Raw genomic sequence first — 26799 nt, 5'->3', positions numbered from 1 at the left:
CGATGGTCTGGCACGACAAGGAACTGGAATTTGAAGGATGAGGTCTGGCTAAATCCTGAACGGGAACAACCAGAAATACTAAAGCAAGCCGCATGACTTTACGCGACATCTTTGTTGACAATTACCGGTACCATGAAATTCGCTATCCGTTTAGCGAGGATCACATCAACATCAAGAAGCGTTTCGCCGACAACTTGAGCATGCGAAAGCCGTGTGGACTCGAGCAGGCGCTCGCCAAAGTTGGTCTTGAGTTTGAAGGCCAGCCGCACCGAGGCATTGACGATGCGCGCAACATGGCCAATCTTTCGCCGTATTTATTCTTTTGATTCCGCAGCCACATCAGTCGTCGGCGACGGTCGTCAGATTATTGAAAGGACACCAAATTGAATAAAGGGGTCCAATGGCAAGTGGTTTGACCAGGCACTCGCTCGGCGGCCGGGTTGTCGATCTCGCGCTGAAAAGCCGATCGGCACACAGGCCGGGGCGAGCGCGTCGCTTACCGGTCGTTCAGTCCCATGCCATCGAGGATCAGCGGGATGCAGTTTTCCACTCTTGACGCTCGGGTTTTCGACTGCTTGGCGCCGCCAAAATGAAGCAGGTAGGCGCGCTGGCGGCCGGGTGTCAATGCGTCGAAGGCAGTCCTGAGCGCAGGCAGCTGGGCCAGCCTGACCTGAAACTCTTCCGGCGATGGAAACTCGGACGTCTCCCTCAAGGCGATCTTCAGGCCCGCGCGCTCCACCTCGATCGCATCGAGGATGCAAGCCGTCAAGGCCTTGCGCTGCCGCGTGATCTGGGAAAGGCTGGTGAACCTGGCCTGGCGCGCGGCCTGCACGTTCTCGGTCTGCATGACCAGCATGCCCTTGGGATCGGCGAGCAGCGCGCCCTTGAAGAACAGAAGGGCACAGTATTCCTTGAAGCCATGGATGAGGACGATATTCTTGCCCTCATGCGCATAGCAGGGCTGGCCCCACTTCAATTCCTCCGTCAGGCCGCAGCCGAGCGCGATCGATCGCAATAGCGCGAACTCGTCGCGCCAGCTGGTCGCCCCTTGCAGCATCGCGTCGACCTTCGGATTGGTGCTGGTCTCTTGATTCATCGCCGAATTCCTCCTCGTCTCTCCGCTTAATCAGTCTTCCCTGGACAGCACAGTCTCCAGTTCCGCCATGAACTTCGGCCAGCCGTATTGCGCACCGAGGTAGGCCTGCTCCTGCTCCGCACGGAAGCCGCTCTGTTCCATCCGCAGATGCGTTCCGCTGTCCGTGGGGCGCAGGGTCCAGGTCACCACGCTTTCCAGTCCCATGGCGGACCAGCTGTACGACAGGGAACTGTTGGCTTCGATGACGATGACTTCGCACGCCACCGAACCCCAGTCCGCATTGAAACTGAAGCGGTGACCGGGCACGGGGGCGAAATCGCTCTTCATCAGCCAGGCTTCGATCAGGTGCGGCTGGGTGAGCGCGCGCCAGATCTTTTCGGCCGGATGCGGAAAGTCGCGTTCAACGACAACAGTGCGGGTGTGGGGCGAGGCGTCGTTCATTGGTCCATCCTTTTCAAAAGGTCATCGAGGGAGTCAAAGCGGCTTTCCCAGAAAGCCGTCATCCGGGCCGTCCAGTCCAGCAAGGGAGCAAGTGCCTGCGGCTGTGCGCTGAAGTGCGTTTGCCGCCCTGCGGGCCGGTCGCGGACCAGGCCTGCTTCTTTCAGATGCTTCAGGTGCTTCGACACGGCCGGCTGGGAGATCCCCGCCTGCGCCGTCAGTGCACCCACGGTCAGCTCGCCGTCCCGGCACAGCCTCTCGAAGATGGCCCTGCGGGTTGGATCCGCAAGCGTCTTGAACAGCATCTCACTCACATTGTTTTGCATGTAGTACTCATAACTGGTTGGCTATGGATTTAATTATAACCGCGCGGTTATGAATAGGTCAAGCGATCAAATTGTTGTGCTGCCGCGACGTCAACGATGCCCTCGCGTCGTGTTCATCTGGCACGAGAATAGATGATATTGCAATAAAAAATGATGGATAGCGTGTCTTAAAAGTCACATATCCAAATGACATTAACAGTAGTAAAATGCGAATTGGTCAGGCCGAAAAGTAACTGGTATGACCGATAATCTTAAGGTGGGCGTGCATTTTGTTGGAGTGGCAAACCACCGCTTGTTCGACTGGGAATTTTTGAAAGCAGGGGCAGCATGAATTCAATTCCACGCCGGCAGTTGCGCGGCCTTGTCGCCAGCGTCACGCGCTGATCCGCCCGTGCGCTTCGCGATTCGTGCTGTAGGGCCCGACAACCGGGTCCAGATGCTGGAACTGGACGCCAGCGATGCCAGCGCGGCATCGCGCGCCGCCGTCGAAGGGCGCCTGACCGTCCTCGAAGTGCGGCCGGTGGCGGTCAGCGCCCAGCGTCGCGGCAAAACCTTTTCCCTCGTGCTGTTCACCCAGGAACTGCTTGCCCTGCTCGAAGCAGGCCTGGGCCTGGTCGAAAGCCTGGAAGCGCTCAGCGAAAAAGAATCCCATACCGATACCGGTGCGCTGCTGGCCCGCCTGCTGGCGCGCATGCGCGACGGCCTGCGCTTTTCGGTGGCGGTTGCGGCCGAACCGGCATCGTTCCCGCCGCTGTTCGGCGGCATCGTCAAGGCGGCCGAGCGCACCAGCGACCTGCCGCGGGCGCTGACCCGCTATATCGAATACCAGGTGCGCGTCGATGGCGTGCGTAACCGCCTGGTCAGCGCCTCGATCTATCCGGTGATCCTGCTCACGGTCGGCAGCGCCGTCAGCATGTTCCTGCTCGGGTACGTGGTGCCCAAATTCTCGGTGGTCTACCAGGGCAGCGGGCGCGAACTGCCGATGCTGTCGCAGTGGCTGATCAAGTGGGGCGCCGCCGTCGCCGGCCATGGCATGGCGATCATGCTCGCGATGGCCGGCATCGGCGCGGGACTGTTCGTCTGGCTGCGCCGCCTGCGCCGTTCGGGCGAGTTGATGCGGCTGTTCTCGCGCCTGCCGGGCGTCTCGCAGCGCATGCACATCCTGGAGCTGGCGCGCCTGTACCTCACTCTCGGCATGCTGCTCGAAGGCGGCATTGCCGTGGTATCGGCGCTGGAGATGGTCAGCGGCGCCATTTCGCCGCGACGGCGCGCGGCGCTGGCGGCGGCGCGCCACGCCATCGCGCAGGGCGGCAGCTTTTCCGAGTCGCTCGAACAGAACGGCCTGACCACGCCGATCGCGCTGCGCATGCTGCGCGTGGGCGAACGCTCCGGCCAACTCGGGCTGATGCTCACGCGCGCTGCGCTGTTCTACGACGCCGAGACCACGCTGTGGATCGAAAAATTCAGCAAGACCTTCGAGCCGGTACTGATGGCGGCCATCGGCGTCGTCATCGGCGCGATCGTGGTGCTGCTGTACATGCCGATTTTCGACCTGGCAGGTACCCTGCAATGAACCCGATGGAGATGGCGCCCATGATGGAGTCCCTGCGCACGGCGCATCACAACGCGCAACGCTCGGGCCGCGCCTTTTTCGCCGAACTCGAAGCGCTGACCCAGTCCGAACCGCGCCTGCTGCTGGCCCAGGCGGCCGACGCGTTTCGCCTGCCCGCCATCGACATGGCCGCCATGCTGGCCTGCGCACCGCTGTTCGAGCGCTTGCCGCTGGCGCGCGCCCAGCAGCGCCAGTGCGTGCTGCTGCGCGACGCCGGCGGCCTGTGCGCGGTGCTGTGCGATCCGTACGCGCAAGACCTGCAGGTGTGGGTCGAAACGCTGGCCGGCTCTCCGGTGCGCTGGCGCCTGGCGCTGTCGGCCGACCTGCACGCCTACCTGTCCAAGCAGGAGGAAACGGTACGCTCGGTCGACTCGCTGGTGACCGGCGAGGCAGGCGAGGGCGATTCCGCGCGCCTGATGGAGAGCCTGAGCTACGCCTCGCTCGGCGACGCCGGCAGCCCCGCCGTCAAGCTGGTCAACTCTACCCTGTACGATGCGCTCAAATCCGGCGTCTCGGACATTCACTTCGAGAGCACGCCGGGCGGCATGCTGACCAAATACCGCATCGACGGCGTGCTCGATCAGGCCGCGCAGGTGGCCGGCGGCGCGCTCGCGGAGCAGGCCATCTCGCGCATCAAGGTGCTGGCCGAACTCGATATTGCCGAACGCCGCGTGCCGCAGGACGGCAGCTTCCGGGTCGAGGCGCAGGGCCGCGAAATCGACCTGCGCGTGTCTATCATGCCGAGCGTGCACGGCGAAGACGCCGTCATCCGCATTCTCGACAAGCAGTCGATGATCAGCGCGCACGGCACGCTGACGCTCGACTCGTCCGGCTTCGCGGCCGACCACCTGGCCACCATGCGGCGCCTGGTGTCGGAGCCGTACGGCATGGTGCTGGTAACCGGGCCGACCGGCTCGGGCAAGACCACCACCCTGTACGGCGCGATCACCGAAATCAACAGCGGCCACGAAAAAATCATCACCATCGAAGACCCGGTCGAATACCAGCTGCCCGGCATCTTGCAGATTCCCGTCAACGACAAGAAGGGCCTGTCGTTCGCGCGCGGGCTGCGTTCGATCCTGCGGCACGACCCGGACATCATCATGGTCGGCGAGATCCGCGACAAGGAAACCGGCGAGATCGCGGTGCAGTCGGCCCTCACCGGCCACCTGGTGCTGTCCACCGTCCACGCCAACAACGTGTTCGACGTGTTCGGCCGCTTTGCCCACATGGGGATCGACCCGTATTCGTTCGTGTCGGCCTTGAACGGCGTGATCGCGCAGCGCCTGGTGCGCCTGTCGTGCCGCCAGTGCAGCGCGCCTTACACGCCGGACGCCGAGGAACTGCTGCGTAGCGGCCTGACGCGCGCGTCGGTTTCGCACTACAACTTCCGGCGCGGCGTTGGCTGCGGCGAATGCCGTGGGACGGGCTACAAGGGGCGGCGCGCCGTGGCCGAAATCCTGATTCTCGACGATGCGCTGGCCGAACTGGTGATCGAACGGCGCCCGCTGCGCCAGATCAAGGAACTGGCGCGCGCCGGCGGCATGCGCAGCTTGTTCGACGATGCGCTGGCACTGGTGGCCAGCGGCGAAACCACTTTGGAGGAAGTAAAACGTGTCACGCTGGCAGGCTGAAAACATCGGCGTCGACATCGGCGCCCACACCATCGCGCTGCGGCGCGGCGCGCAGCGCAGCACGCTCAGGGCGGCTGGCGGCGACTGGGCCGCGCTGAAAGCCGAGCTGGCGCAACTGCTGCCGGCGCGCGCGCGCCTGTCGGTACGCGTGGCCGATTGCTGGAGCCGCACCTTTTTGCTGGAAGCGCAGGCCGGCATTTCCGGCCTGCGCGACTGCCGCCTGCTGCTGGATGCCCGCTTCGAAACCTTGTACGGCCAGGCGCCGGCCGACTGGCTGTTGCAGGCCGACTGGCAGGCCGACGCGCCGATGCTGGCCTGCGCGATTCCACGCGGCCTGCGCCAGGCGCTGGCCGGCTTTGCGCTGGCGCGCGTGCTGCCGGCGCTGCTGCAGGACTGGAACCGCCACTGCGCGGCGCTGCCCGCCGACGGCGTGTGGTGCGCCGCCGCCGATGGCGTGGTCAACCTGCTGGTGTGGCGCAAAGCGCGGCTGCAACTGGTGCGCCAGCAACCGGGCCAGGACGTGGACGGATTGCTGGCGCTGGAACTGGCACGCCTCGGCGTGGCCATGCCGGCCGCGCGCTTCTGGTCCGGCCCCGCCATGCCGGCCGGCTGGACGCAGCTGGAGGCGGTCGCATGAAGCCGATGATGATCGATTTTGCCGACCAGCGCAGCGTGTGGCGCTGGGACTGGCGCATGCGCGGCACCCAGCTGGGCATCGCCTTCACGCTGCTGGCGACGCTGCTCGGCGTCCTCACCGTCGAACGTGCGCTGCAAGTGCGGCGCGAGCTGGAACGGGCGAGGGTGGCGCAGGCCGCGCGGCTCGACGCCAGCGAGCAGCGCGCGCGCTCCGAGCGCAGCCGCATGCAGCCGCTGGCCGAAGAAGCGCAGCTGCTGCACCAGTCGATGCTGCAGCGCGCGCAGCCCTGGGAAGAGATTTTCAGTGCCTTTGAACGGGTGCCGCAGGCGCACCTGCAATCGTTCGAGCCGGATCTGGCACGTGGTGTCGTGAAGGTCCAGGCCAACATGGCAGACGTGCCGGCGCTGCAGGACTACCTGCGCACGCTGGGGGGCAGCCCGGTGTTTGCGCGTCTGAGCCTGATGCGTCACGAAGCGGCGGCCGAAGGCGGCGTCAATTTTCATTACGAAGCGCAGCTGGCGGCACCTTACCGCCTGCCCGATGCCGAGCCGAGGGGCGCCCCATGACGCAATTGACCGCAATGCGTTGGCGGCTTGAGATACTGGCGGTGCGCCATGGGCTGTGGATGCTGCCCGGCGTTGTGCTGCTTCTGGGCGCACTGGTGGCCTGGGGCTGGTGGCTGCCGGCGCAGGAAGCCACCTTGCGCGAGGCCCTGTCGGTCCAGGCGAGCGAACATCCGCGCGCGCGGGCGGTGCAGTCAAGCGCACCGCACGGCGCACTGCCACCGGCGGCGCGTGCCGATGCGGCGGTGCAGCGCCTGTTCGTCCTTGCGGCGGAAAACGGTCTGACGATTGCGCAAGCCGATTATCGGCGCCAGGAAACGGGCCGGGTCGGCCGCTGGCAAGTGCAGATGCCAGCCACCGGCACTTATCCGCAGGTGCGCCGCTTCCTGCGCGCGGCCCAGGCCATTCCCGGCCTGTCGCTCGACGAACTGGGCATCCACCGCGCCGCAACCGGCGCCGGTGTCGAGGCGCGCCTGCTGTTGTCGGTGTGGTTCTCGGTGGACGCACCGGCGGCAAGGGCGCCCTGATGTCGACCCGGCTCAAGATCATGCTGGCGGTGATGCTGGCCGTCGGCCTGCTGATGCTGTTCGACAGCGCGCCCGAATCCGAGGTGGTCGGCGTGAGCGAAGGTCCGCGCCGCGCGCACGCGGCGCTGGCCGTGGCGGCGCCGGTGCGTGCGCCGCCCGTCATCGCCGATCCTTCCGATCCGGTGCCAGACCTGTTTGCCGGCGGCCATGTGGAGGCGGCGGCGCAAGGCAAGGAAAGCGCGGCGGCGGATGCGGCGGACGCCAGCGACAAGCCTGCGGCGCCGTTCGTGCTGCTCGGTTTCAAGGTGGAAGACGGCGTGCGCGAAGCCTATTTGCTGCGCAACGATGCCGTACTGCTGGCACGCGCCGGCACCGTGCTCGAAAAACGTTATCGCGTGCTGGCCTTGCGCCAGGAATCGGTGAGCATTCAGGATCAACAAACCGGCAAGGAACATCGGATCAGTTTCGGGACAGAAGAATGAGAAAAATCGCACGTAATGTGGCATTCGTATGCAGCCTGGCCGGCCTGGCCGCGTGCGCGACCGGGCCGCAGCCCACTCCGCCGGAAATCCGCGCCTTGCTCGATGCCGGCAAGCTGGAAGAGGGCATGGCGCGGCTGGAGCAGGTGCTGGCCGCCACGCCGGGACACATCGAAGCGCGCGTCCTGCTGGCCAATGCGCGCATCCAGCTGACCAACCAGGTGCTGGCGCAGGCGGCGCAGGATGTGGCACGCGGATCGTGGGATGCGGCGCAGGAGGGTTACCGCCGCGCCGCCGCCCTGGGCGCGGTGGACCAGTCCATGATCGGCATGCGCAGCCTGGCTGCGGCGCAAGCGCAGGCGCAGGCGCTCGCCGGCGCGGAGCAGCTGCTTGCCGCCGGCAAGCGCGAGGAAGCCGGCGAGGCTTTGCGCGCACTGCTGGCCAAGCACCCCAAGAACCAGCGCGCGGGCAAACTGCTGCAAGCCCTGCGCGAGCGCGCGGAGACGGTACCGGGCAGCACGGCGCTGGGCAAGGCATTCCAGAAGCGACTGAGCCTGCGCTTCCACGACGCGCCGCTGCGCGCGGTGCTTGAATCGATGTCGCGCACCTCGGGCATCAGCTTCACGCTCGACAAGGACGTGCCGGCCGACCTGCGTGTCTCGCTCAACCTGCAGGACACGACCATCGAGCAGGCGCTGCGCAATCTCTTGATGAGCGTGCAGATGGAGCAGCGCATCGTCGACGAACACACCGTGCTGCTGTATCCGAACGACGCGGCCAAGCAACGCGAGTACCAGAAGCTGACGATCCGCAGCTTCCGCATCGCCAATGCCGAGGCAAAAAACGTGGCTAACAGCCTGCGCACCTTGCTCAAGACGCGCGACCTGGTGGTGGACGAAAAGCTCAACATGCTGGTGCTGCGCGATACGCCCGAGACGATCCTGATGGCGGCCAAGCTGGTGGCCCTGCACGACGTGGCCGAACCGGAGGTGATGCTGGAGGTCGAGATCCTGGAAGTGCAGCGCAGCGACCTCGAAGCGCTGGGCGTGAAGTGGCCGGGTAATGTGAGCCTGACCCCGCTCGGCGCATCGACGGTGACGTACGACGGCAGTGTCACCACCAACCCGTTCACCCTCAACGACCTGAAAAACCTGAACTCGCGCGCTCTGCTGGCGACCGTCGACCCGATGCGGCTGTCGGCATCGGTCAACCGCGATAACGTCAGCGTGCTGGCCAATCCGCGCATCCGCATCAAGAGCCGCGAAAAGGCGCTGATCCGGGTCGGCGAACGGGTGCCGAGCGTGTCGGCCAACGTCACCTCGACCGGCGTGACCTCGCAGTCGGTCAATTACCTTGATGTTGGCCTCAAGCTCGAAGCCGAGCCGATTGTGTACATGGACGATGAAGTGTCGATCAAGCTCAATCTGGAAGTGAGCAGCATCCTCGGAACGATCTTCGACAGTAACGACCAGCCGTACGGCTACCGCATCGGCGCGCGCAATGCCAGCACGGTGCTGCGCCTGCGCGACGGCGAAAACCAGGTGCTGGCTGGCCTGATCAGCGATAACGACAAGCGTTCGTCGAGCGCCATCCCCGGCCTGGGTGAACTGCCGATGCTCGACCGCCTGTTCGGCAGCAAGGGCCGGGAGCGCACCAAGACCGAGATCGTCCTGTCGATCACGCCGCGCGTGCTGCGCAACCAGGCGCGTGGCGCCGGGGGCGAGGTGGAGTTCGATGCCGGTACGGATGGCAGCTTGCGCGGGCAGGGCGGCCATGCGGCCCAGCCCGGCCAGGCGGCGCCGCAAGAGCCAGCGCCGCCGGTGCCGGCGCCAGCACCGGCCAGTCCGCTGCTGCCTGAACGGAGCGGCGGCTGACATGCGCATGCGCGGCTTTACGCTCATCGAGCTGATGGTGACGCTGGCCATCGTGGCGCTGTTGTCGACCATCGCCTTGCCATTGGCGCAGGTGGCGGTGCAGCGCCAGAAAGAGCAGGAGCTGCGTTTGGCCTTGCGCGACATCCGCACCGCGCTCGATGAGTACAAGCGCGCGGCCGGCGAGGGCCGCATCGCCAGCCGGCTCGATGGCAGCGGCTATCCGCCCAACCTGCAGGCGCTGGTCGACGGCGTGCCTGACCAGCGCAGCGCCAAGGCGCGCAAGGTGTTCTTTCTGCGCGCGCTGCCGCGCGATCCGTTCCATAGCGATCCGTCCGTGCCGGCGGAACAGACCTGGCGCCCGCGCTCCTACCAGAGCGACCCGGCCGACCCCAAGCCGGGCGAGGATGTCTACGATGTGCACTCCAATTCTGAACAGGTGGGCCTCAATGGCATTGCGTACCGGCGCTGGTAAGCGCGGCTTCACGCTGATTGAACTGCTGGTGGTGCTGGCGATCCTGGCGCTGCTGCTGACGATCGCGGCGCCGCGCTTTTTCCGCAGCATCGACCAGTCGAAAGAGACGGTCCTCAAGGAGAACCTGCACATTACGCGCGAGGTGATCGACAAATTCTATGGCGATAACGGGCGCTATCCGCAGACGCTCGGCGAACTGGTGGAGCGCAAATACCTGCGCACCCTGCCGCTCGATCCGCTGACCGAAAGTACCTCGACCTGGATCCTCGTCGCGCCCGACAGCGGCGCCGGCGTCTACAACCTCTACAGTGGCGCTCCTGGCAACGCGCGCGACGGCATGCCCTTCAGCCGGCTCTGACTTGCAATCTTGCTGCTTTGCTTCGGTCAGGCCAAAAAATAAAAAATCGGTTGAATTTTCTGGAAAAGCCCATATTTGGACTAGCCAAAATTGGCCAGTGGATTGACCAATAAATGGAACTGGTCATACCAAATGTTGTTTTTTTGGCTTTAATTTGACATTCTTTATCGGCATGAGGTCTTATCTATATTGAAATATTGCGCTGCTTGCCCACTTCGCATCAAAAATCACACTTTCACGATCTTGGTATGCGTTGAGTGCATATACTAAGACGTTAAGAGAAAAATAAAGTCATTCGCTGTGACAATCTCACCCTTGGGTACCCCGTCGGCGAACCACCTTTCGAAAATTGGTATCTTAATAATGCTTTTAGCTATTTAACACGATGTTGACATGTCATCGTGAAAACGTGCATCCTCGCAGCAGACCCAGCGAACGTTGATTTATTTGCATTATGGCCGACCCGCAGGACGCATTTACCCGTGCGCGTTGTGGATGCAATACGGCAACATGGCGGCGCTCCGTTCGGTCTACATCGCCGCCAGCGGGAGCATTCCAGCCGGCCTGGCGTTTTAAGAAAATACTAATACTTACGGAGTAAACCGCATGAACGTATCGACATTGAAACTGACCCTGGCCGCCGCCGCAGTGCTGGCTGCCACCCAAGCGGTGGCCGGGCCGGTGGGCTACGGCGCCGCCACCACGGGCGGCGGCAGCAAGGCTGCCGTGAATGTATCCTCGCTGGCCGACATGGCTGCGAAGATCAAGGCGTATTCGGGCAGCGGCGGCCTGGTACTGAACTACACCGGCAAGTTCGACTTCGCCAGCATCAAGGATGTCTGCGCGCAGTGGAAGAAGCCGGCCCAGACCCTGGAAATCAAGGGCAAGAACGACATCACGATCCGCTGGGCGGCCGATTCGTCCGCCAACTTCGGCATCCGTATCGTCGGCGATTCGAGCAACGTGATCGTGCAGAACATGACCATCGGCCTGCTGCAGGGCGGCGAAGACGCCGATTCGATCTCGATCGAAGGCACGTCGAGCGGCAAGCCAAGCAAGGTCTGGATCGACCACAACACCATTTTCGCTTCGATCAAGTCGTGCCCTGGCGCGGGCGACGCGTCGTTCGACGGCGGCATCGACATGAAGAAGGGCGCCAACCACATCACGGTGTCCTACAACTACGTGTACAACTACCAGAAGGTGGCGCTCAATAGTTACAGCGAAAAGGACACCCTCAACGCCGGTTCGCTGACCACCTACCACAACAACCGCTTCGAGAACGTCAAGTCGCGCCTGCCGCTGCTGCGTTACGGTAAAGCCCACATCTTCAACAACTACTTCGGCAACGTGGACACCTCGGGCATCAACGTGCGCATGGGCGCGATGGCGCTGGTCGAATCGAACTACTTCGAGAACGTCAGGAACCCGGTCACCTCGCGCGACAGCGCCAAACTCGGGTACTGGGACCTGCGCAGCAACTTCGTCGGCAGCGGCATTACCTGGGGCGCGCCGGAAGACGGCATTTACGCCAACGCCACCGACTGGAAGACCACCAAGTCCTACGGCCCGACCGGCTACAACTACACCGCCAGCGCGGCTGCGGGCGTGAAAGCGAAAGCCATCGCCACCGCCGGTGCGCGCACCAACCTGGCCCAGTAATGTCGCTGTGAATTCGTTGTAGTTCTACCCATCCCCCAGGCGGGGATGGTTATTTCATTCATCCATCAGGAGTCACCATGAAACGATTCAATGCCCTTCTTTTCGCAGTCATCGGACTGTTCGTCGCCACCAGCGCATTGGCCGCCCCCGGCAAGCGCGCCATCCCGTCGTGCACCAAAGTGCCGGTCACGCAAACGACCGACGTACCGGCCAATACCGTGTTCGATGGCCTGGTCAAGTACGGCAAGATGGTTTGCCTGGTCGGTACTCCCAAGAACATGAATGGCAGCCAGTCGGAAAACCAGATCCCGCACTTCAACCTCGGGGTTGGCGCGACGCTCAAGAACGTGGTGCTGGGCGATCCTGCCAAGGGCGCGGGCCGTAACCTGACTGCCGGCGGCGCCGATGGCGTCCATTGCGCAGGCAACTGCAAGATCGAGAACGTGTACTGGGGCGATGTGGGCGAAGATGCGGCCACCCTCAAAGGCGCCGGCACCATGACCGTCACCGGCGGCGCTGCGTACAAGGCGGCCGACAAGATGTTCCAGAATAACGGCGCAAACAGCAAGATCGTCATCACCAACTTCTACGCGGAAGAAGGCGGCAAGCTGTATCGCTCGTGCGGCAACTGCTCGAAGCAATCGGCACGCACCGTCTCCATCAGTGGCGTGACGATCTATAACGTCAATGCGGGCGTGGGCGTAAACAGCAGCTTCGACGCATCGAAACTGCCGGCGCTGGCCAAGGCCTACGATGTGGCGACCATGAGCGACTTCGTGTCGAACAAATCGTCGTCGCGCTGCGCGGCCTTCGTCGGCACTGTCAAAGGCAATGAACCGCACAAGGAAAAGGACGCCGACAACATTGCGCGTGCCTGCATTTTCAAGTAATCAAGCGATCAGGTGAAGTAGCGGCCCTTGAGGCCGGTTTGGCCACGCGACAGGGCAACCTGCCGCGTGGTCTTTTTTTCGTTTGCGGACCTCAGTCCTCGGGTTTGAGCGTGTCTTTGCAGTTCCCGCCGCATGCCATCACATACGCGAACTGCCAGTCGCAGTAGCGCTTCTGGCCATCGAGGTACATCCAGTCGCCGTCGGGGAAGCTGCGCCGTATCGTCGGCGCGCACGATGCGCTGCGCACGCCCATCACGCCGCCGCCCGGCGCGCGCACCAGCTGCCAGTCAGCCTTGCCGGTGATCGGGTCGGGATAGAGCTGGCGCAGGTAGCGCTTCATGCCCGGCTGGCGCGGGTCTTGCAGCAGATCTTCCAGGCGCGATGGCGCATGGCTGGCATGGCCTTCCGGCGTATTGAGTTCGTATTCGAGAAAGGCGCGGATGTACTGCTTGCCGACGAACAGAAGCTCGTTTTCGGCCTCGCGCCGGCGCGCCAGTTCGCCCACCGAGACGGTGGCGGCCGTCGCCACGCCGATCACGGCGATCATCACCATCAGCCCCACGTAGGTAAAGCCACCGGTGCGCGCCGCCATGCCCTGCTTACGCACGGGAGAAGGTCCGGGTCACGCGTTCGAGGTGGGTGCGCATGGCGTGGCGCGCGCCGGCCACGTCGTGCGCGGCGATGGCCGCGAGGATGTTGCGGTGGTCGATCAGCGTCTGCTTGCGCAGTTCCTCGGTCTGGAAGTGTTCCTTGAGCTTGTGCCAGAGTGTGCCGCGCTGGTTCCACAGGTAGTCGACCGCGCCCACCAGCGCCGTGTTGCCGGTCGCGCGCGCCAGCGCCATGTGAAAATTGCGGTCGGCCTGCTCGTTGCCGGCGCGGTCTTCGTGGTCGCGCTCCATTTCCAGCACGGCGGTCAGGATGGCGTCGATGGCCGAATCGGTGGCCATCTTGGCGGCGATGCCGGCCACCTCGGTTTCGATCATGCGGCGCGCGGCCAGCACCTCGAACGGACCGGGGCCGACTTCCGGCGCCTGGCTGGCGCCGCCCGCCAGCGCGCTCACATACACGCCCGAGCCGCTGCGCACCTCGACCACGCCACCCAGTTCGAGGGCGATCAGCGCTTCGCGCAGCGAGGCGCGGCTCACGCCCAGGCGCGCGGACAGGTCGCGTTCGGCCGGCAGGCGCTGGCCCGGCTGGATGCCCTCGGCGGCGATCAGGGTCTGGATGCTGTCGGCCACCACCCGGTACATGCGTGGTTCCGGGGCATTCCCGCCGGGCGCCGCAGGGGTTGTTTTCATGGTCGGAAATTGTCCGGGAAGGGGATAAGCGGAAAGGATACCGCAAGAGGGCCGGTGTGGGCCAGTTCGGCGTGCGCGGCGGCGCTTGCCAACCGGGCCGCAATGCCCGATGATTCTGGCAGTACGCCCCGATATGCGGGGCTTTCATCTACTTACGGAGGCATCAATGGTGGCAGTCAATCGGCATTCGCACGCACAACGTCGGCTCGGGCTCGGCCTTGTCGCCCTGGCCGCGGTGATCTGGTCGGGCGCTCCGGCCCAGGCCCAGCAAGCGGAGGAAAAGGTGCTGAACGTGTATAACTGGTCCGATTACATCGGCGACGACACGATCAAGAATTTCACCAAGGAGACCGGCATCACGGTGCGTTACGATGTCTTCGACAGTAACGAAGTGTTGAACGCCAAGCTGGTGGCCGGGAAATCGGGTTATGACATCGTGGTGCCGACGGCACCGTGGGCGCGCCAGCAAATTGACGGCAAGCTGCTGCGCAAACTCGACAAGTCCAAGCTGCCGAACCTGGCCAACCTCGATCCGGGCATCCAGGCCAAGCTGGCCGTGCTGGACCCGAACAATGAGTATCTGGTCGACTGGATGTGGGGGTACACGACGGTCGGCATCAATGTCGACAAGGTCAAGGCGGCGCTGGGCACGACCCCGCTGCCGGCCAATGTGTGGGAGCTCATTTTCAATCCCGTGTACACGGCCAAACTGAAATCGTGCGGCGTATCCTTCCTCGATTCGCCGTCCGAGGTGTTCCCGGCGGCGCTGCATTACATGGGCAAGCCGGCCTATTCAAAAAATGCGGCCGATTATGCCGAGGCGGGCAAGATGCTGCAGGCGGTGCGTCCGAGCGTGACCTTGTTCAGTTCTTCCGGGTATATCAACGACATGGCCAACGGCGCCATCTGCCTGGCCTTCGGCTGGGCAGGGGACATCAATATCGCCCGCCAGCGCGCCATTGATGCCAAGAAGGGCGTGAAGATCGAGGCGCTGGTGCCGAAGAACGGCGCGCCGCTGGTGTTCGATACCATGGCCATTCCGGCCGATGCGCCGCATCCGAACAATGCGCATCTGTGGATTAACTACATCCTGCGTCCGGACGTGCAGTCCGGGCTGACCAACAAGGTGTTTTTTGCGAATCCGAACAAGGCCGGCATGAAATTCGTGCGCAAGGATGTGGCGGAGAACAAAAGCGTGTTCCTGTCGGATGAGGATCTGAAGAAGATGGTTGCGCCGGAAGCGGTACCGCAGGATATTCGCAGGGTGATGACCAGGACGTATACGAAGTTCAAGACCGGGCGCTGATCAACCCATCCGTCGCTCCCGCGCAGGCGGGAACGCATGCGTTGCCCCCAAGTTCGTTCCGTAGTCCGGGGCTGAGCATGCAAACTTGGTCCCCCGCCTGCGCGGGGGCGACGGTGGTAGGGAAAGGATAACGTCAAATCCGCTACTAGCGAGCCAGCGGAACGTGTACACGGCTCGTCCCGCAAACGCAAACGCAAACGCACGCGCAAACGCAAACGCACGCGCAAACGGCAACGCCAACGCCAACGCAAAAGCGGCAAGCGCCAAAAAGGCCTTGCCGCTTTTTTTATCGGCCCTTATCAGGCCCAGTGCTATTCGTGATAGCGATCGCGCAGGTCGAGCGCGCTGCCGTGAACCTCTTCCACCAGTTCATACAGCACCAGCCCTACCATCCCTCCAAAAATGGCCATGAAAAGTATGCTTAACATGATCATGAACCGCCGTTGAGCGATTTCTCCCCTTAGTTGATACATCTAAACTTTAGCAGATGAATTTCGCAATTCAAGCTGCCAATGAACTTATTTGACAATCAGGTCGGGCGCCATCACGCCCTTCAAATACAGGCTGTAGGGGTCGAGCGCTTCGCGCTGCACCAGCCACCACGCGTTGGCTTTTTTGATCTGCCAATCCTGCGGCTGGCCCGACAGCAGCAAGGCCGCCACTTGCCCCAAGGTCGGCTGGTGCCCCACCACCAGCACCGGCTCGCGCCCATTGGGCCAGTTGGCCGCCATCAGCACATCTTCCGGATCGGCGCCCGGCGCCAAGTCATGCACGATCTTGAACTTGCGCTTGAGCGGCTCCACCGTCTGCAAGGTGCGCAGCGCCGGGCTGACCAGGATGCGGCAGCTGTCCGGCAGCTGCGAGGTCAGCCAGTCGGCCATGCGCCTGGCCTGCTTTTGCCCCTTGGGCGTGAGCGCGCGCTCCATGTCGTCCTGGCCCGGTTCGGCGTCGTAGGCCTCCGCATGCCGCCATAAAATCAGATCCATGCTGTCGTCTCCTTACTCGCTATCGACCGGCGGCGTGCCCAACAATTCCATCAGGTGACGCTGCGCCGAAAATTCAATCTGCTTGCCGCGCACCCGGCGCCGCTGGTAATGCCCGCTCGGATCAAGCTCCCATGCGTTCGAGTTATCTTTCAGGTAAGGGTTCAAACCCTCGGTAATCACGCGCCGCTTGAGCGCCTTGTCCAGGATGGGGAAGGCGACTTCGATGCGGCGGAACAGGTTGCGGCTCATCCAGTCCGCGCTGGCCAGGTACACATCGTGCGCCAGATCGTTGCGGAAGTAGTAGATCCGGCTGTGTTCCAGAAAACGCCCGATGATCGAGCGCACCTTGATGTTTTCCGACAGCCCCGGCACGCCCGGTTTCAGGGTACACGCGCCGCGCACGATCAGGTCGATCTTCACGCCATCGTGCGAGGCCGCGTACAGCGCGCGGATCACCGATTCGTCCACCAGCGCATTGATCTTGACGATGATCCGCCCCGGCCGGCCCGAACGGGCGATCTTGGCTTCGTTGCGGATCGCCTTGATGATCTCGTTCTGGAGCGCGAACGGCGCCAGCCAAAGATGGGTCAGCTTGTGCGGCTTGGTCAGGCTGGTGAGATGGATGAATACTTCGTTCACTTCCTGCGCCATTTCCGCGTGCGCGGTCAACAGGCCAAAGTCGGTGTACAGCCGGGTGGTGGTCAGGTGGTAGTTGCCGGTGCCGAGGTGGGCGTAGAAGCGCAAGCCGCCCGGGTTGCCGTCGGCGTCGGCTTCCTCGCGCCGGATCACCAGCGCGACCTTGGCGTGGGTCTTCAGGCCGACCACGCCGTACACCACCTGGGCCCCGGCCTGCTCCAGCTTGTCGGCCCAGTTGATGTTGGCTTCTTCGTCAAAGCGCGCCATCAGTTCCAGGATTACCGTCACTTCCTTGCCAGCGCGCGCGGCCGCCATCAGCGCTTCCATCAGGTCCGAATGCATGCCGGTGCGGTAGATGGTCTGCTTGATCGCCACCACCGACGGGTCGTGCGCGGCCACCTGGATGAAGTCGACCACGGTCTGGAACGACTGGAAAGGGTGGTGCAGCAAAATGTCGTGCTTCTTGAGCTGCTCGAAGATGTCGTGATGCGTGGACTTTTGCGGCATGCCCGGCACGAACGGCTCGAAGCGCAAACTCGGCTGTTTCACATGGTCGATCAGCTCGGCCAGGCGCACCAGGTTGACCGGGCCGTCGACCGCGTACAGGCGGCTCTTGTCGAGCCCGAATTGCTCGAGCAGGAAAGCGGCCAGTTCCGGCACGCAGTTCTTGGCCACTTCCAGCCGCACCGAGGTGCCGAACTGGCGTCCCTGCAACTCGCCCTTGAGCGCCTGGCGCAGGTTCTTGACTTCTTCCTCGTCGACCCACAGGTCGCTGTCGCGCGTGACGCGAAACTGGGAATAGGCGATCACTTCGCGGCCTGTGAACAAGTCTTCGATGTGCGAGTGAATGATCGACGACAGCAGGCAGAACGACATGCCGCCGTTGGTCGACAAGTGGTCCGGCAGCCGGATCACGCGCGGCAACACCCGCGGCGCCTTGACGATGGCAATGCCCGTGCCGCGTCCGAAGGCATCCTTGCCGGTCAGCGAAATGATGAAGTTCAGGCTTTTGTTGACCACCTGCGGAAACGGGTGGGCCGGGTCGAGCCCGATCGGCGTGAGCAGGGGGCGCACTTCGCGCTCGAAATAGTCCTTCACCCAGGCCCGCTGCGCATCGTTGCGGTCGGTGTGGCGCACCAGGTGCACGCCGTTTTTTTGCAGTTCGGGCAGCACTTCGGTGTTGAGCACGGCGTACTGGTCCTTGACCAGATTGTGACATTCATTACTGATGCGCGCCAGGTTGGCCGCCAATGCCGGATTTTCCGCGAGGTTTCCCTGGGCCAGCAGGCTGGCCACGCGCACTTCGAAGAACTCGTCCAGGTTGTTACTGACGATGCACAGGTAGCGCAGGCGCTCGAGCAGCGGCAGCGAGGTATCTTCGGCCTGCGCCAGCACGCGGCGGTTGAACGTCAATTGTGACAGCTCGCGGTCGAGGAAGATGTTGGCGCGCGCCGGGTCCGGCGTCGATGCAGTTTTCATTATGTCTTTAACTAGTCAGATAGATAATAGTAAACGCAGCCAGTGTAATAAAGAAATATTACAAGTCGGTGACACAAGGTGCGGATTGTGTGACATGGCTGGTGGACGTGCCAAGCGTATCATGCAGCCAGAAAAAGGATTCTTACAGGATTTCGGTCATGTCATAAACGTGTCATATTTGCGCGTTAGACTGCGCAGCATTCCACGTTGTATAACCCACAAGGACTTGATATGCGAATGAAACAGTTGTTAGCTTCCATCATCGTTGGCGTTGGCGCACTGGCGGCTTCGACTTCCGCCCTGGCAGTTGACATGACCGGCGCAGGTGCGACCTTTCCTTATCCCGTGTATGCAAAATGGGCGGAGTCGTACAAGAAGGCGACCGGCAATGGCTTGAACTATCAATCCGTCGGTTCCGGCGCAGGCATCAAACAGATCAAGGCAAAAACCGTCGATTTCGGCGCTTCCGACAAGCCGCTCGGCGTGGAAGAGCTCGACACCGCCGGCCTGATGCAGTTCCCGGCCATCATGGGCGGCGTGGTTACCGTGGTCAACATCGACGGCATCGCGCCGGGCGCGCTGAAACTGACCGGCCCGGTCATCGCCGACATTTACCTGGGCAAGATCACCAAGTGGAACGCGCCTGAAATCGCCGCCCTGAACCCGGGCGTCAAGCTGCCGGCCGAAGAAATCACCGTGGTGCACCGCGCCGACGGTTCCGGCACCACCTTCCTGTTCACCGATTACCTGTCGAAAGTGTCGCCGGAATTCAAGACCAAGATCGGTGCCGATGCATCCGTGAAATGGGCAACCGGCGTGGGCGGCAAGGGCAACGAAGGCGTGGCCTCGACCGTGCAGCGCGTCAAGCACTCGATCGGTTACGTGGAATGGGCGTTCGCCAAGAAGAACAAGATCGCTCACACCCAGCTCAAGAACAAGGAAGGCACCTTCCTGCAGCCGGACGACGAGAATTTCAAGGCGGCCGCCGCCTCGGCCGACTGGGCCAAGGCGCCCGGCTTCGGCATCGTCCTGACCGACCAGGCTGGCAAGAACAGCTGGCCGATCACCGGCGTGTCGTACATCCTGATGCACAAGAGCCAGGCCGATGGCGCCAAGGGCAAGGAAGTCCTGAAATTCTTCGACTGGTCGTTCAAGAATGGCGACGCGTCGGCTGTCGAACTGGACTACGTGCCGCTGCCGGACAGCGTCACCAAGCTGGTGGGCGATTCCTGGAAAGCCAATCTGAAAGATGCTTCCGGCAAGGCCATCTGGTAAGCCGGAAGAGGGTGGGTCTGATGCCCGCCCCGCAAGTGCAGTCGTGCAAAGAAGTCACGGCAGGCAAGCCATGGGGCATGCCTGCCGGTCAGCATTATAGTAATACCTTGAAACTACCTCCATGTGGACACCTCGCGAAGTCAATCAATGAGCGCAAACCCAACTATCGCAATGGACATGAGCAAACCGGCGGCGCCTGACCGCGAGCAGGTTGCCATGCTGTCAACGATGCGCAAGCAGCGCATCCAGGACTTTTTCTTCCACAAAGTGACCCTGCTGTTCGCGGCATCGGTCCTGATCGTGCTGATCGGGATCATCGGTTCGCTGGTGGTCGGCGCCGCGCCCGCCTTCAGGGAATTCGGCATCGGCTTCATCACCAGTGTCGAATGGGACCAGGGCAACGACAAATACGGCGCCATGATCGCCATCGTCGGCACCCTCGCCACCTCGATTATCGCCCTGCTGATCGCGTTTCCGGTCAGCTTCGGCATTGCACTGTTCCTCACTGAAATCTGCCCGGTCTGGCTGCGCCGCCCGCTGGGCACCGCCGTCGAACTGCTGGCGGGCATTCCGTCGATTATTTACGGCATGTGGGGCATGGTGGTGTTTGCGCCACTGTTCGCCGAATACGTGCAGCCGCTGTTGAAAAACACCCTCGGCCACTTGCCCATCATCGGCCATCTGTTCACCGGCCCGATGATGGGGATCGGCATCCTGACCGCCGGCCTGGTGCTGTCGATCATGATCATTCCCTTCATCGCCTCCGTCATCCGCGACGTGTTCGAGATCGTGCCGGCCGTGCTGAAAGAATCGGCATACGGGCTGGGCTGCACCAAATGGGAAGTGGTGCGCAAGATCGTGCTGCCGTACACCAAGACCGGCGTGGTCGGCGGTGTCATGCTGGGCCTGGGCCGCGCGCTCGGCGAAACCATGGCGGTGACCTTCGTGATCGGGAACGCCAACAAGCTGTCGTGGTCGATCTTCTCGGCCGGTAACAGCATCTCCTCGACCCTGGCCAACGAGTTTGCCGAAGCCCAGTCGGCGCTGCACGTCTCGTCGCTGCTGGCGCTGGCCTTGATCCTGTTCATCATTACTTTCATCGTCCTGTCCGCCGCCAAGCTGATGCTGGCCGGAATGTCGCGCAAGGAAGGCGTCAAATGAGCCAGACCATTCTCAATCCCGTCTACCGCAAGCGCCTCTGGAAGCACCGCATCGGCATCGCCCTGTCGGTGATGGCCATGTCGGTCGGCCTGATGTTCCTGATGTGGATCCTGTGGACCCTGCTGAGCAAGGGCTTCGCCGGCCTCTCGCTCGGCCTGTTCACCCAGGATACGCCCGGTCCCGGCAGCGACGGCGGCGGGCTGCGCAACGCGATCGTCGGCAGCCTGATGATCGTCGGCCTGGCCACCTTCATCAGCACCCCGATCGGCATCCTGGCCGGGGTCTACCTGGCCGAATACGGCGAAGAGAACCGTTTCGCCCAGGTCACCCTCTTCGTCACCGACATCATGCTGTCGGCGCCGTCCATCGTGCTCGGCATCTTTGTGTGGACCATGTATGTCGACGTCTCCAAGCATTATTCGGGCTACGCCGGGTCGATCGCACTGTCGCTGATCGCCATTCCGGTGGTGGTGCGCACCACCGACAACATGCTGCGCCTGGTGCCGCAAAGCTTGCTCGAAGCGGCCTTCGCCCTGGGCGCCCCGCGCTGGAAAGTGGCCACCACGGTGCGCCTGCGCGCTGTGAAATCGGGCGTGGTGACCGGCGTGCTGCTGGCGGTGGCGCGCATCACCGGCGAAACCGCGCCGCTGCTGTACACGGCCCTGAACAACCAGTTCTTCAGTTCCGACATGAATGCGCCGATTGCCAACCTGCCGGTGGTCATCAATCAGTTCGCGATGAGCACGTCCGACAACTGGATCAACCTGGCCTGGGCCGCTGCGCTGTTGCTGACCTTCAGCGTGTTGTTATTGAACATTGTGTCGCGTACCATGTTCAGCCAGAAAACCACGAAATAATCGACCGATCCATCTTATGAGCCCTATGCCTACACCGATTCCTACTGTAACGCCAAAGAACAAGACGATCGAGATTTCCGGCCTGAATTTCTTCTACGGCAAAACGCAAAGCCTGACCAATGTCAGCCTCGACATTTTTGAAAAACAGGTGACGGCCTTCATCGGCCCGTCCGGCTGCGGCAAGTCGACCCTGCTGCGCACCCTGAACCGCATGTACGATCTGTACCCCGGCCAGCGCGCCGAGGGTTCGATCATGTACCGTGGGAAAAACATCCTCGATCCGGGCCAGGACGTGAACATGCTGCGCGCCAAGGTCGGCATGGTGTTCCAGAAACCGACCCCGTTTCCGATGTCGATCTATGACAACATCGCCTTCGGCGTGCGCCTGTACGAAGACCTGTCCAAGGGCGAAATGGACGAGCGCGTCGAATGGGCGCTGAAAAAAGCGGCGCTGTGGGGCGAGGTCAAGGACAAGCTGTCCAAGAGCGGCCTGTCGCTGTCGGGCGGCCAGCAGCAGCGCCTGTGCATCGCGCGTGGCGTGGCGGTGAAGCCGGACGTGCTGCTGCTCGACGAGCCGACCTCGGCGCTGGACCCGATCTCGACCGCGAAAGTGGAAGAACTGATCAGCGAACTCAAGCAGGACTACACGATCACCATCGTGACCCACAACATGCAGCAAGCCGCGCGTTGCTCGGACTACACCGCGTATATGTACCTGGGCGAGCTGGTCGAGTTCGGCGAAACCGACCAGATTTTCATGAATCCCGCCCGCAAGGAAACGCAGGATTACATCACCGGACGCTTTGGCTGAGCCACGACCATTCACATTACGGAGAGCAGCAATGATAGGTGAGCATTCATCCAAGCAGTACGACCACGAACTTGAAACCATCCGCTCCAAGGTGTTGCTGATGGGCGGCATCGTCGAGACCCAGTTCCTCGACGCGATGACCTGTTTCCGTATCGGCAACCTGGAGCGCGCCGACCGCGTGATCGCGGAAGACGACGAAGTCAACCAGCTGGAAGTGGCGCTCGACGACGCTTGCAGCCATTTGATCGTGCGGCGCCAGCCGACCGCCAACGACTTGCGCACGGTCATGGCCACGATCAAGGTCATCACCGACCTGGAGCGCATCGGCGACGAAGCGGCCAAGATTGCGCGCACCTCCAAGAATCTGCACGGGCGCGGCGCGGTCGGCGTGAACCATTACGAAATGGTGCGCACGATTGCCACCGCCACCTCCGACATGCTGCACGATGCGCTGGACGCCTTTGCGCGCCTCGATGGCAAGCAGGCCTTGCAGCTGATCGCCCAGGATGCGGTGATCGACCACGAATTCCGCTCGATCATGCGTAACCTGATTACCTTCATGATGGAAGACCCGCGCACGATTTCGTCGGCGCTGGACACCCTGTGGGTGGCCAAGGCCATCGAGCGCATCGGCGACCATGCCAAGAACATCGCGGAATATGTGATCTACGTCGTTGAAGGCAAGGATATCCGGCACTCCAAACAGGCGCATTCGATCCCAGACAACCCCTTACCGTAATATCAATGGCATCTGACAAAACGACTGTATTAATAGTAGAAGACGAGCCGGCCATTGTGGAACTGGTCACGTTCTCGCTGCGCGAGGCGGGCTGGAATGTGTGTTCGGTGCAGAATGTGGCCGACGCCTGGGAATTCATGCAGCAGCGCATTCCGCACCTGATGCTGCTCGATTGGATGTTACCGGACCAGACGGGTTTGCGCCTGCTCTCGCGCATGCGTTCGGACCGCAATTTCCAGGATATTCCGGTGATCATGCTGACCGCCAAGAGCATGGAAGAGGACAAGATCGCGGGCTTGAACAATGGCGCCGACGATTACGTGACCAAGCCGTTTTCCCCGCGTGAACTGCTGGCGCGCGCCAAGGCGCTGCTGCGCCGCAAGAGTCCGGAGCATGACCAGGCGGTCATGAGTGCCGGGCCGGTGACGCTGGACCCGGTCAGCTGCACGGTATCGATCGACAGCCAGAAGATCGACATGGGGCATGCCGAGTTCAAGCTGCTGAAGTTCTTGCTGGCGCATCCGGAGCGGGTGTTTTCGCGCAGCCAGTTGCTCGACAAGGTGTGGGGCGACCATGTGGTGATCGAGGAACGCACGGTCGATGTGCATGTGCTCAGGCTGCGCAAGGCGCTCAAGGAATCGGAAAAGCTGATCAAGACGGTGCGCAGCGTGGGGTATATGCTGTCGGAGAAATGATATTGATGCAGTAGGTGTTGTTAGCGAAACCGCAATCGCCATAGCCACTCTAAAAATCGTCGTTCCCGCGCCAAGGCGGCACTCGGCGGGAACCCAAGTCCGTAGCGCCGCCGGTAGCCGCTCAGATAACCTTGGGTTCCCGCCAGCGCGGGAACGACGGAGCTAACGGTAAACGAGGGTTTATCCAGTTAGCTAGAACAAGGACACCCCCCGCAACATGAACCCGAAACTGCTGTTCTGGATCCCCGCGCTGCTGCGCATGAGTTTCATCCTGCTTGGTGCGGGCGTATTCTGGTGGCTGTTCGGCCTGGTCTACGGCCTGGCCGTGGCCTTCCTGTCCGTCTTCGTCCTGCTGTTCATCCAGCTCTCCTACCTGCACCAGCTCGGCGACTGGCTGGACGACCCGCACTCGGCCAAGCTCCCCGACGGCTGGGGTTCCTGGACCAATATCTTTTCGCGCCTGTACCGCCTGCGCCGCGACGACGAACGCAACCAGGCCGAACTGACCGAATGGCTGGCCCGTTTCCGCCAGGCCATGCACCTGCTGCCCGACGGCGTGGCCATCATGGACGACGTACTATTCCTCGAATGGTGCAATCCGGCCGCCGAACGCCACTTGGGCCTGACCCTGGAACGCGACAAGGGCATGCGCGTCACCAACCTGATCCGCCACCCGGATTTCATCGACTACATCATCCTCGGCCGCTACGAAAACCCGCTGACCCTGAGCTTGCGCGACCGTAAGCTGATCTGCCAGATCATCCCTTTCGAAAACCGGCGCCAGATCCTGGTCACGCACGACGCCACCGAAACCCAGCGCATCGAGGAAATGCGGCGCGACTTCATCGCCAACGCCTCGCACGAGCTGCGCACGCCGCTGACGGTGATCGTCGGCTTCCTCGAAATCGCGTCGAGCGAAATGAATCTCGACGCGGAAACGCGCATGTCACACCTGAAACTGATGACCGAACAGGGCCACCGCATGCAGCGCCTGATCGAAGACATGCTGACCCTGTCGCGCCTGGAATCGGTGGATTACCCGCTGCGCAGCGAATCGGTCGACATTGCGGCGCTGATGGAGCAAATCCTGCAGGAGGCGAGGGCGCTGTCGGGCGGCAAGCACCAGATCACGTCGAGCGTCAATGGTCCGAACATCATGGGCAACGCGGAAGAGCTGCGCAGCGCCTTCGGCAACCTGGCCTCGAACGCGGTGCGCTACACGCCGCCGGGCGGCACTGTGCACCTGGCCTGGCAGATTGGCCCGAACGGCCCGCAGTTCGTCGCCACCGACACCGGCATCGGCATCGACCACAAGCACATCGCGCGCCTGACCGAACGCTTTTACCGGGTCGACAAGAGCCGTTCGCGCGAAACCCAGGGCACCGGGCTGGGGCTGGCGATCGTCAAGCACGTGCTGCTGCGCCACGGCGGCAACCTGAGTATCAAGTCGGAAGCGGGCAAGGGCAGCAGCTTCATCGTGTCGCTGCCGGCGGCCTGACGACACGCACGTGCGTCGTTGGCCGGTGCCGAATGTAGTACGCGCATTAAAATTGCGTTCCTTTTGAAAAAATAGGGCACCGTTCAAGCTGGCCCTTATATCTTATTGCCCTATCGCAATACTTTAAAATTCCGTGACTGTTCAGCGGCTAAGCAATTAGCGGAATAGGGTTGCCGGCGAAGGCGCGTTGCAGCACAGCGAGCATGCTGTGGCCTTGTTTGCGCAACGTGTCGAGGCAGGAGCGGATGACGCAGAAGTGCTCGGCACCGGCGAGTGTGCGGAAGCAGCCCGATATTTTCTGTTTGACCTTGGGCATGCGCACGGCGCGTTCGCCGACGTTGTTGGTGAATGGCACGGCCGGATCGCTGATGAAACGCAGGACCGCGTCGGCGTGCAGGCGGAAGCGGCGCAGCAGATTGGCCGGGACCGATTGTTTGCCGCGGCCGCGCTGGCCCGGCGACTGCACGGTTTCGGGATGAAGCGCTTCGCCTTCGCGGACCAACGCGTCGTACACGGTGCGGAAGGCGGCCACATCGTCGGCGTCGAGCGAACGCTGTTGGTGCCGCGCCGCCGTACAAACCCGATTGGCGCTGAGCAGCAATTGCATCATCGACTCGGGCCATTGCTGGCCGGTGATTTCCTTCACGTAAAGCAGTTCGCGCAACAGGTGGGCATTGCATAAGGCGTGAATGGAGTCGTCAAGCCGCCAATACGGGGCCCAACAATCGTGCACCAGCACGCCCAGACGCTTGGGCAGGATGCCATGCGCCTCGATCGCTTCCAGGCCCCGTTTGGCATGCACGCCGTACCATGTCAGCGTTTCGCTGGCGGCAATGTGCAGCCAGTGCAGTTTTCCGGCCACGCGCAGGCCCGATTCGTCGGCGTTGAGCACCGGCGCGGCGCGCAGATGCTCGGCGATCTGGTCTGCCGTCGGTTGCAGGGCCGCGCTCGCCTCGGCCACCCATGCCAGCAACGTGGCCGGCGAGATGACCAGGCCGTACACGTCGGCGATCAACCCGGCGGCGCGGGCATACGGCAACATTTGACCCTGCGTCAAATGCACCGCCAGCGCGCGCACATTGCGGCCATATTGCACCGGCTCATTTACGCCGGTGGGGAAACGGCTCACGTGGGCCTGGCCGCAGCAGCAGGTCACGGCTAGCGTGCGGTGTTCGATGACATCGAACGCGCTCGCCGGCACATCGATGACCTGGCGCCGCTCGGCCACGACGGCCTGCGCCAGCGGCAGCGTGCTGAGGCAGCGCGTACACTGGCGCGGCAGCGGGTGGTCAATCGTTTCAGTAGGCTCGGCTGTCCGCTTGAGCGTACTGCCTTTGTGGCCAAAATCTCATGCTGAACAGTTAGTGCGCCAGCAAAGCTGGCAAGAAGTAGTTGGTGAAAGTCCAATACGGAGAAGAAATGGCGAATTACTCTGGCCCCGAGTCATGCGTTGCACACCGCGAGGTGTGGGGCGAAGCGTTGACAGGGGA

At 62.7% G+C, this 26799-nt stretch carries 27 protein-coding genes and 1 pseudogene; 20 read left to right on the top strand and 8 right to left on the bottom strand.

Translation table 11 applies throughout. The features are described 5' to 3' along the window. Positions 1-92: 92 nt before the first annotated feature. Positions 93-326: a 3'-5' exonuclease family protein gene (locus F2P44_RS32420; RefSeq protein ID WP_167093899.1), complete on the top strand. Its 234-nt coding sequence runs from the start codon at positions 93-95 to the stop codon at positions 324-326. A 170-nt stretch (positions 327-496) separates the two neighbouring features. Here F2P44_RS32420 and F2P44_RS32415 read toward each other — a convergent pair whose 3' ends face one another. Genes F2P44_RS32415 through F2P44_RS32405 form a run of 3 tightly spaced genes read right to left on the bottom strand, consistent with a single transcriptional unit; the run spans position 497 to position 1860 of the window. Beyond that, on the bottom strand, positions 497-1096 hold the full coding sequence (locus tag F2P44_RS32415) for a YdeI/OmpD-associated family protein (RefSeq protein WP_167093897.1): 600 nt from the start codon (positions 1094-1096) through the stop codon (positions 497-499). 30 nt (positions 1097-1126) lie between these two features. Then, positions 1127-1537: an SRPBCC family protein gene (locus tag F2P44_RS32410; protein WP_167093895.1), complete on the bottom strand. Its 411-nt coding sequence runs from the start codon at positions 1535-1537 to the stop codon at positions 1127-1129. Further along, entirely contained in the window at positions 1534-1860 is a 327-nt protein-coding gene (locus F2P44_RS32405) for an ArsR/SmtB family transcription factor (RefSeq protein WP_167093893.1), read from the bottom strand. The genes F2P44_RS32410 and F2P44_RS32405 overlap by 4 nt, the downstream gene beginning before the upstream one ends. A gap of 391 nt (positions 1861-2251) precedes the next feature. On the opposite strand from F2P44_RS32405, the gene F2P44_RS32400 reads away from it, so the two are divergent. The 11 genes from F2P44_RS32400 (at position 2252) to F2P44_RS32350 (ending at position 12568) form a co-directional block, all read left to right on the top strand. Next, positions 2252-3433: a type II secretion system F family protein gene (locus F2P44_RS32400; RefSeq protein ID WP_167093891.1), complete on the top strand. Its 1182-nt coding sequence runs from the start codon at positions 2252-2254 to the stop codon at positions 3431-3433. A 20-nt stretch (positions 3434-3453) separates the two neighbouring features. Then, entirely contained in the window at positions 3454-5106 is a 1653-nt protein-coding gene (locus F2P44_RS32395; RefSeq protein ID WP_370662777.1) for a GspE/PulE family protein, read from the top strand. Then, complete coding sequence (locus F2P44_RS32390) at positions 5087-5743, top strand: hypothetical protein (RefSeq protein ID WP_167093887.1); 657 nt, start codon at positions 5087-5089, stop codon at positions 5741-5743. The genes F2P44_RS32395 and F2P44_RS32390 overlap by 20 nt, the downstream gene beginning before the upstream one ends. Beyond that, positions 5740-6309: a PilN family protein gene (locus F2P44_RS32385; RefSeq protein ID WP_167093885.1), complete on the top strand. Its 570-nt coding sequence runs from the start codon at positions 5740-5742 to the stop codon at positions 6307-6309. The genes F2P44_RS32390 and F2P44_RS32385 overlap by 4 nt, the downstream gene beginning before the upstream one ends. Beyond that, entirely contained in the window at positions 6306-6833 is a 528-nt protein-coding gene (locus F2P44_RS32380) for a GspMb/PilO family protein (RefSeq protein ID WP_167093883.1), read from the top strand. Before F2P44_RS32385 ends, F2P44_RS32380 begins: the two co-directional genes overlap by 4 nt. Then, positions 6833-7315 carry a hypothetical protein gene (locus F2P44_RS32375; RefSeq protein ID WP_167093881.1) on the top strand — a complete coding sequence of 161 codons (483 nt, stop codon included), beginning with the start codon at positions 6833-6835 and terminating at the stop codon, positions 7313-7315. The genes F2P44_RS32380 and F2P44_RS32375 overlap by 1 nt, the downstream gene beginning before the upstream one ends. After that, positions 7312-9186, top strand: a complete 1875-nt coding sequence (locus tag F2P44_RS32370) for a secretin GspD/PilQ domain-containing protein (RefSeq protein ID WP_167093879.1) — start codon at positions 7312-7314, stop codon at positions 9184-9186. Before F2P44_RS32375 ends, F2P44_RS32370 begins: the two co-directional genes overlap by 4 nt. Positions 9187-9193: 7 nt before the next feature. Further along, positions 9194-9658, top strand: coding sequence for a type II secretion system protein (locus F2P44_RS32365; RefSeq protein ID WP_167093903.1), 465 nt, complete (start codon positions 9194-9196; stop codon positions 9656-9658). After that, a complete protein-coding gene (locus tag F2P44_RS32360; RefSeq protein WP_167093877.1) occupies positions 9633-10016 on the top strand; it encodes a prepilin-type N-terminal cleavage/methylation domain-containing protein in 384 nt (127 codons plus the stop codon). Before F2P44_RS32365 ends, F2P44_RS32360 begins: the two co-directional genes overlap by 26 nt. Before the next feature lie 606 nt (positions 10017-10622). Beyond that, positions 10623-11678 carry a pectate lyase family protein gene (locus F2P44_RS32355; RefSeq protein ID WP_167093875.1) on the top strand — a complete coding sequence of 352 codons (1056 nt, stop codon included), beginning with the start codon at positions 10623-10625 and terminating at the stop codon, positions 11676-11678. 77 nt (positions 11679-11755) lie between these two features. Continuing rightward, positions 11756-12568 (top strand): pectate lyase, encoded by an 813-nt coding sequence (locus F2P44_RS32350; RefSeq protein WP_167093873.1) that lies wholly within the window; start codon positions 11756-11758, stop codon positions 12566-12568. A 91-nt stretch (positions 12569-12659) separates the two neighbouring features. Here F2P44_RS32350 and F2P44_RS32345 read toward each other — a convergent pair whose 3' ends face one another. Together F2P44_RS32345 and F2P44_RS32340 are read right to left on the bottom strand one after the other, a co-directional pair. Then, positions 12660-13175, bottom strand: a complete 516-nt coding sequence (locus tag F2P44_RS32345) for a type II secretion system protein (RefSeq protein WP_167093871.1) — start codon at positions 13173-13175, stop codon at positions 12660-12662. Then, positions 13168-13866, bottom strand: coding sequence for a FadR/GntR family transcriptional regulator (locus tag F2P44_RS32340; RefSeq protein ID WP_167093868.1), 699 nt, complete (start codon positions 13864-13866; stop codon positions 13168-13170). The genes F2P44_RS32345 and F2P44_RS32340 overlap by 8 nt, the downstream gene beginning before the upstream one ends. A gap of 166 nt (positions 13867-14032) precedes the next feature. Between F2P44_RS32340 and F2P44_RS32335 the strand changes: the two genes are divergently transcribed. Beyond that, on the top strand, positions 14033-15172 hold the full coding sequence (locus F2P44_RS32335; protein ID WP_187363504.1) for a polyamine ABC transporter substrate-binding protein: 1140 nt from the start codon (positions 14033-14035) through the stop codon (positions 15170-15172). Between the two features lie 518 nt (positions 15173-15690). Here the strand turns inward: F2P44_RS32335 and sixA are convergent. Further along, the gene (gene sixA / locus F2P44_RS32330; RefSeq protein WP_167093866.1) at positions 15691-16158 is read right to left on the bottom strand and encodes a phosphohistidine phosphatase SixA; all 468 of its coding nucleotides are present in this window, start codon (positions 16156-16158) and stop codon (positions 15691-15693) included. Positions 16159-16170: 12 nt separating this feature from the next. After that, positions 16171-18273, bottom strand: a complete 2103-nt coding sequence (gene ppk1 / locus F2P44_RS32325) for a polyphosphate kinase 1 (protein ID WP_167093864.1) — start codon at positions 18271-18273, stop codon at positions 16171-16173. A gap of 231 nt (positions 18274-18504) precedes the next feature. Between ppk1 and pstS the strand changes: the two genes are divergently transcribed. The 7 genes from pstS to phoR all read left to right on the top strand — a co-directional run bounded on the left by pstS (position 18505) and on the right by phoR (position 25309). Continuing rightward, entirely contained in the window at positions 18505-19548 is a 1044-nt protein-coding gene (gene pstS / locus F2P44_RS32320) for a phosphate ABC transporter substrate-binding protein PstS (protein WP_167093862.1), read from the top strand. 171 nt (positions 19549-19719) lie between these two features. Then, entirely contained in the window at positions 19720-20709 is a 990-nt protein-coding gene (pstC, locus tag F2P44_RS32315; RefSeq protein ID WP_229413853.1) for a phosphate ABC transporter permease subunit PstC, read from the top strand. Next, on the top strand, positions 20706-21566 hold the full coding sequence (pstA, locus tag F2P44_RS32310) for a phosphate ABC transporter permease PstA (protein ID WP_167093861.1): 861 nt from the start codon (positions 20706-20708) through the stop codon (positions 21564-21566). Before pstC ends, pstA begins: the two co-directional genes overlap by 4 nt. Positions 21567-21591: 25 nt before the next feature. Beyond that, positions 21592-22377: a phosphate ABC transporter ATP-binding protein PstB gene (pstB, locus tag F2P44_RS32305; protein WP_167093859.1), complete on the top strand. Its 786-nt coding sequence runs from the start codon at positions 21592-21594 to the stop codon at positions 22375-22377. A gap of 31 nt (positions 22378-22408) precedes the next feature. Then, positions 22409-23116 (top strand): phosphate signaling complex protein PhoU, encoded by a 708-nt coding sequence (gene phoU, locus F2P44_RS32300; RefSeq protein ID WP_054267437.1) that lies wholly within the window; start codon positions 22409-22411, stop codon positions 23114-23116. Between the two features lie 5 nt (positions 23117-23121). Continuing rightward, a complete protein-coding gene (locus tag F2P44_RS32295; protein ID WP_167093858.1) occupies positions 23122-23811 on the top strand; it encodes a response regulator in 690 nt (229 codons plus the stop codon). Positions 23812-24028: 217 nt separating this feature from the next. Next, on the top strand, positions 24029-25309 hold the full coding sequence (phoR, locus tag F2P44_RS32290) for a phosphate regulon sensor histidine kinase PhoR (RefSeq protein ID WP_167093856.1): 1281 nt from the start codon (positions 24029-24031) through the stop codon (positions 25307-25309). Between the two features lie 148 nt (positions 25310-25457). Here the strand turns inward: phoR and tnpC are convergent. Next, positions 25458-26639: pseudogene (gene tnpC / locus F2P44_RS32285) on the bottom strand (IS66 family transposase); the annotation flags it as partial. Between the last annotated feature and the right edge of the window lie 160 nt (positions 26640-26799).

The sequence above is a fragment of the Massilia frigida genome (genome assembly GCF_011682175.1).
GTDB lineage: Bacteria > Pseudomonadota > Gammaproteobacteria > Burkholderiales > Burkholderiaceae_D > Telluria_A > Telluria_A frigida.
The sequence above is the reverse complement of the archived record's forward strand: the minus strand, read 5'-3'. Positions and strand labels throughout refer to the sequence as shown.

What these genes read in the sequence shown, in the direction of transcription:
- pstS (WP_167093862.1), top strand. Translation starts at nt 18,505, where the DNA reads ATGCGAATGAAACAGTTGTTAGCTTCCATCATCGTTGGCGTTGGCGCA.
- pstA (WP_167093861.1), top strand. Translation starts at nt 20,706, where the DNA reads ATGAGCCAGACCATTCTCAATCCCGTCTACCGCAAGCGCCTCTGGAAG.
- F2P44_RS32410 (WP_167093895.1), bottom strand. Translation starts at nt 1,537, where the DNA reads ATGAACGACGCCTCGCCCCACACCCGCACTGTTGTCGTTGAACGCGAC.
- phoR (WP_167093856.1), top strand. Translation starts at nt 24,029, where the DNA reads ATGAACCCGAAACTGCTGTTCTGGATCCCCGCGCTGCTGCGCATGAGT.
- F2P44_RS32365 (WP_167093903.1), top strand. Translation starts at nt 9,194, where the DNA reads ATGCGCGGCTTTACGCTCATCGAGCTGATGGTGACGCTGGCCATCGTG.
- F2P44_RS32360 (WP_167093877.1), top strand. Translation starts at nt 9,633, where the DNA reads ATGGCATTGCGTACCGGCGCTGGTAAGCGCGGCTTCACGCTGATTGAA.
- F2P44_RS32295 (WP_167093858.1), top strand. Translation starts at nt 23,122, where the DNA reads ATGGCATCTGACAAAACGACTGTATTAATAGTAGAAGACGAGCCGGCC.
- F2P44_RS32335 (WP_187363504.1), top strand. Translation starts at nt 14,033, where the DNA reads ATGGTGGCAGTCAATCGGCATTCGCACGCACAACGTCGGCTCGGGCTC.
- F2P44_RS32395 (WP_370662777.1), top strand. Translation starts at nt 3,454, where the DNA reads ATGATGGAGTCCCTGCGCACGGCGCATCACAACGCGCAACGCTCGGGC.
- F2P44_RS32380 (WP_167093883.1), top strand. Translation starts at nt 6,306, where the DNA reads ATGACGCAATTGACCGCAATGCGTTGGCGGCTTGAGATACTGGCGGTG.
- F2P44_RS32375 (WP_167093881.1), top strand. Translation starts at nt 6,833, where the DNA reads ATGTCGACCCGGCTCAAGATCATGCTGGCGGTGATGCTGGCCGTCGGC.
- F2P44_RS32385 (WP_167093885.1), top strand. Translation starts at nt 5,740, where the DNA reads ATGAAGCCGATGATGATCGATTTTGCCGACCAGCGCAGCGTGTGGCGC.
- sixA (WP_167093866.1), bottom strand. Translation starts at nt 16,158, where the DNA reads ATGGATCTGATTTTATGGCGGCATGCGGAGGCCTACGACGCCGAACCG.
- F2P44_RS32355 (WP_167093875.1), top strand. Translation starts at nt 10,623, where the DNA reads ATGAACGTATCGACATTGAAACTGACCCTGGCCGCCGCCGCAGTGCTG.
- ppk1 (WP_167093864.1), bottom strand. Translation starts at nt 18,273, where the DNA reads ATGAAAACTGCATCGACGCCGGACCCGGCGCGCGCCAACATCTTCCTC.
- F2P44_RS32350 (WP_167093873.1), top strand. Translation starts at nt 11,756, where the DNA reads ATGAAACGATTCAATGCCCTTCTTTTCGCAGTCATCGGACTGTTCGTC.
- pstB (WP_167093859.1), top strand. Translation starts at nt 21,592, where the DNA reads ATGCCTACACCGATTCCTACTGTAACGCCAAAGAACAAGACGATCGAG.
- pstC (WP_229413853.1), top strand. Translation starts at nt 19,720, where the DNA reads ATGGACATGAGCAAACCGGCGGCGCCTGACCGCGAGCAGGTTGCCATG.
- F2P44_RS32370 (WP_167093879.1), top strand. Translation starts at nt 7,312, where the DNA reads ATGAGAAAAATCGCACGTAATGTGGCATTCGTATGCAGCCTGGCCGGC.
- F2P44_RS32340 (WP_167093868.1), bottom strand. Translation starts at nt 13,866, where the DNA reads ATGAAAACAACCCCTGCGGCGCCCGGCGGGAATGCCCCGGAACCACGC.
- phoU (WP_054267437.1), top strand. Translation starts at nt 22,409, where the DNA reads ATGATAGGTGAGCATTCATCCAAGCAGTACGACCACGAACTTGAAACC.
- F2P44_RS32415 (WP_167093897.1), bottom strand. Translation starts at nt 1,096, where the DNA reads ATGAATCAAGAGACCAGCACCAATCCGAAGGTCGACGCGATGCTGCAA.
- F2P44_RS32405 (WP_167093893.1), bottom strand. Translation starts at nt 1,860, where the DNA reads ATGCAAAACAATGTGAGTGAGATGCTGTTCAAGACGCTTGCGGATCCA.
- F2P44_RS32420 (WP_167093899.1), top strand. Translation starts at nt 93, where the DNA reads ATGACTTTACGCGACATCTTTGTTGACAATTACCGGTACCATGAAATT.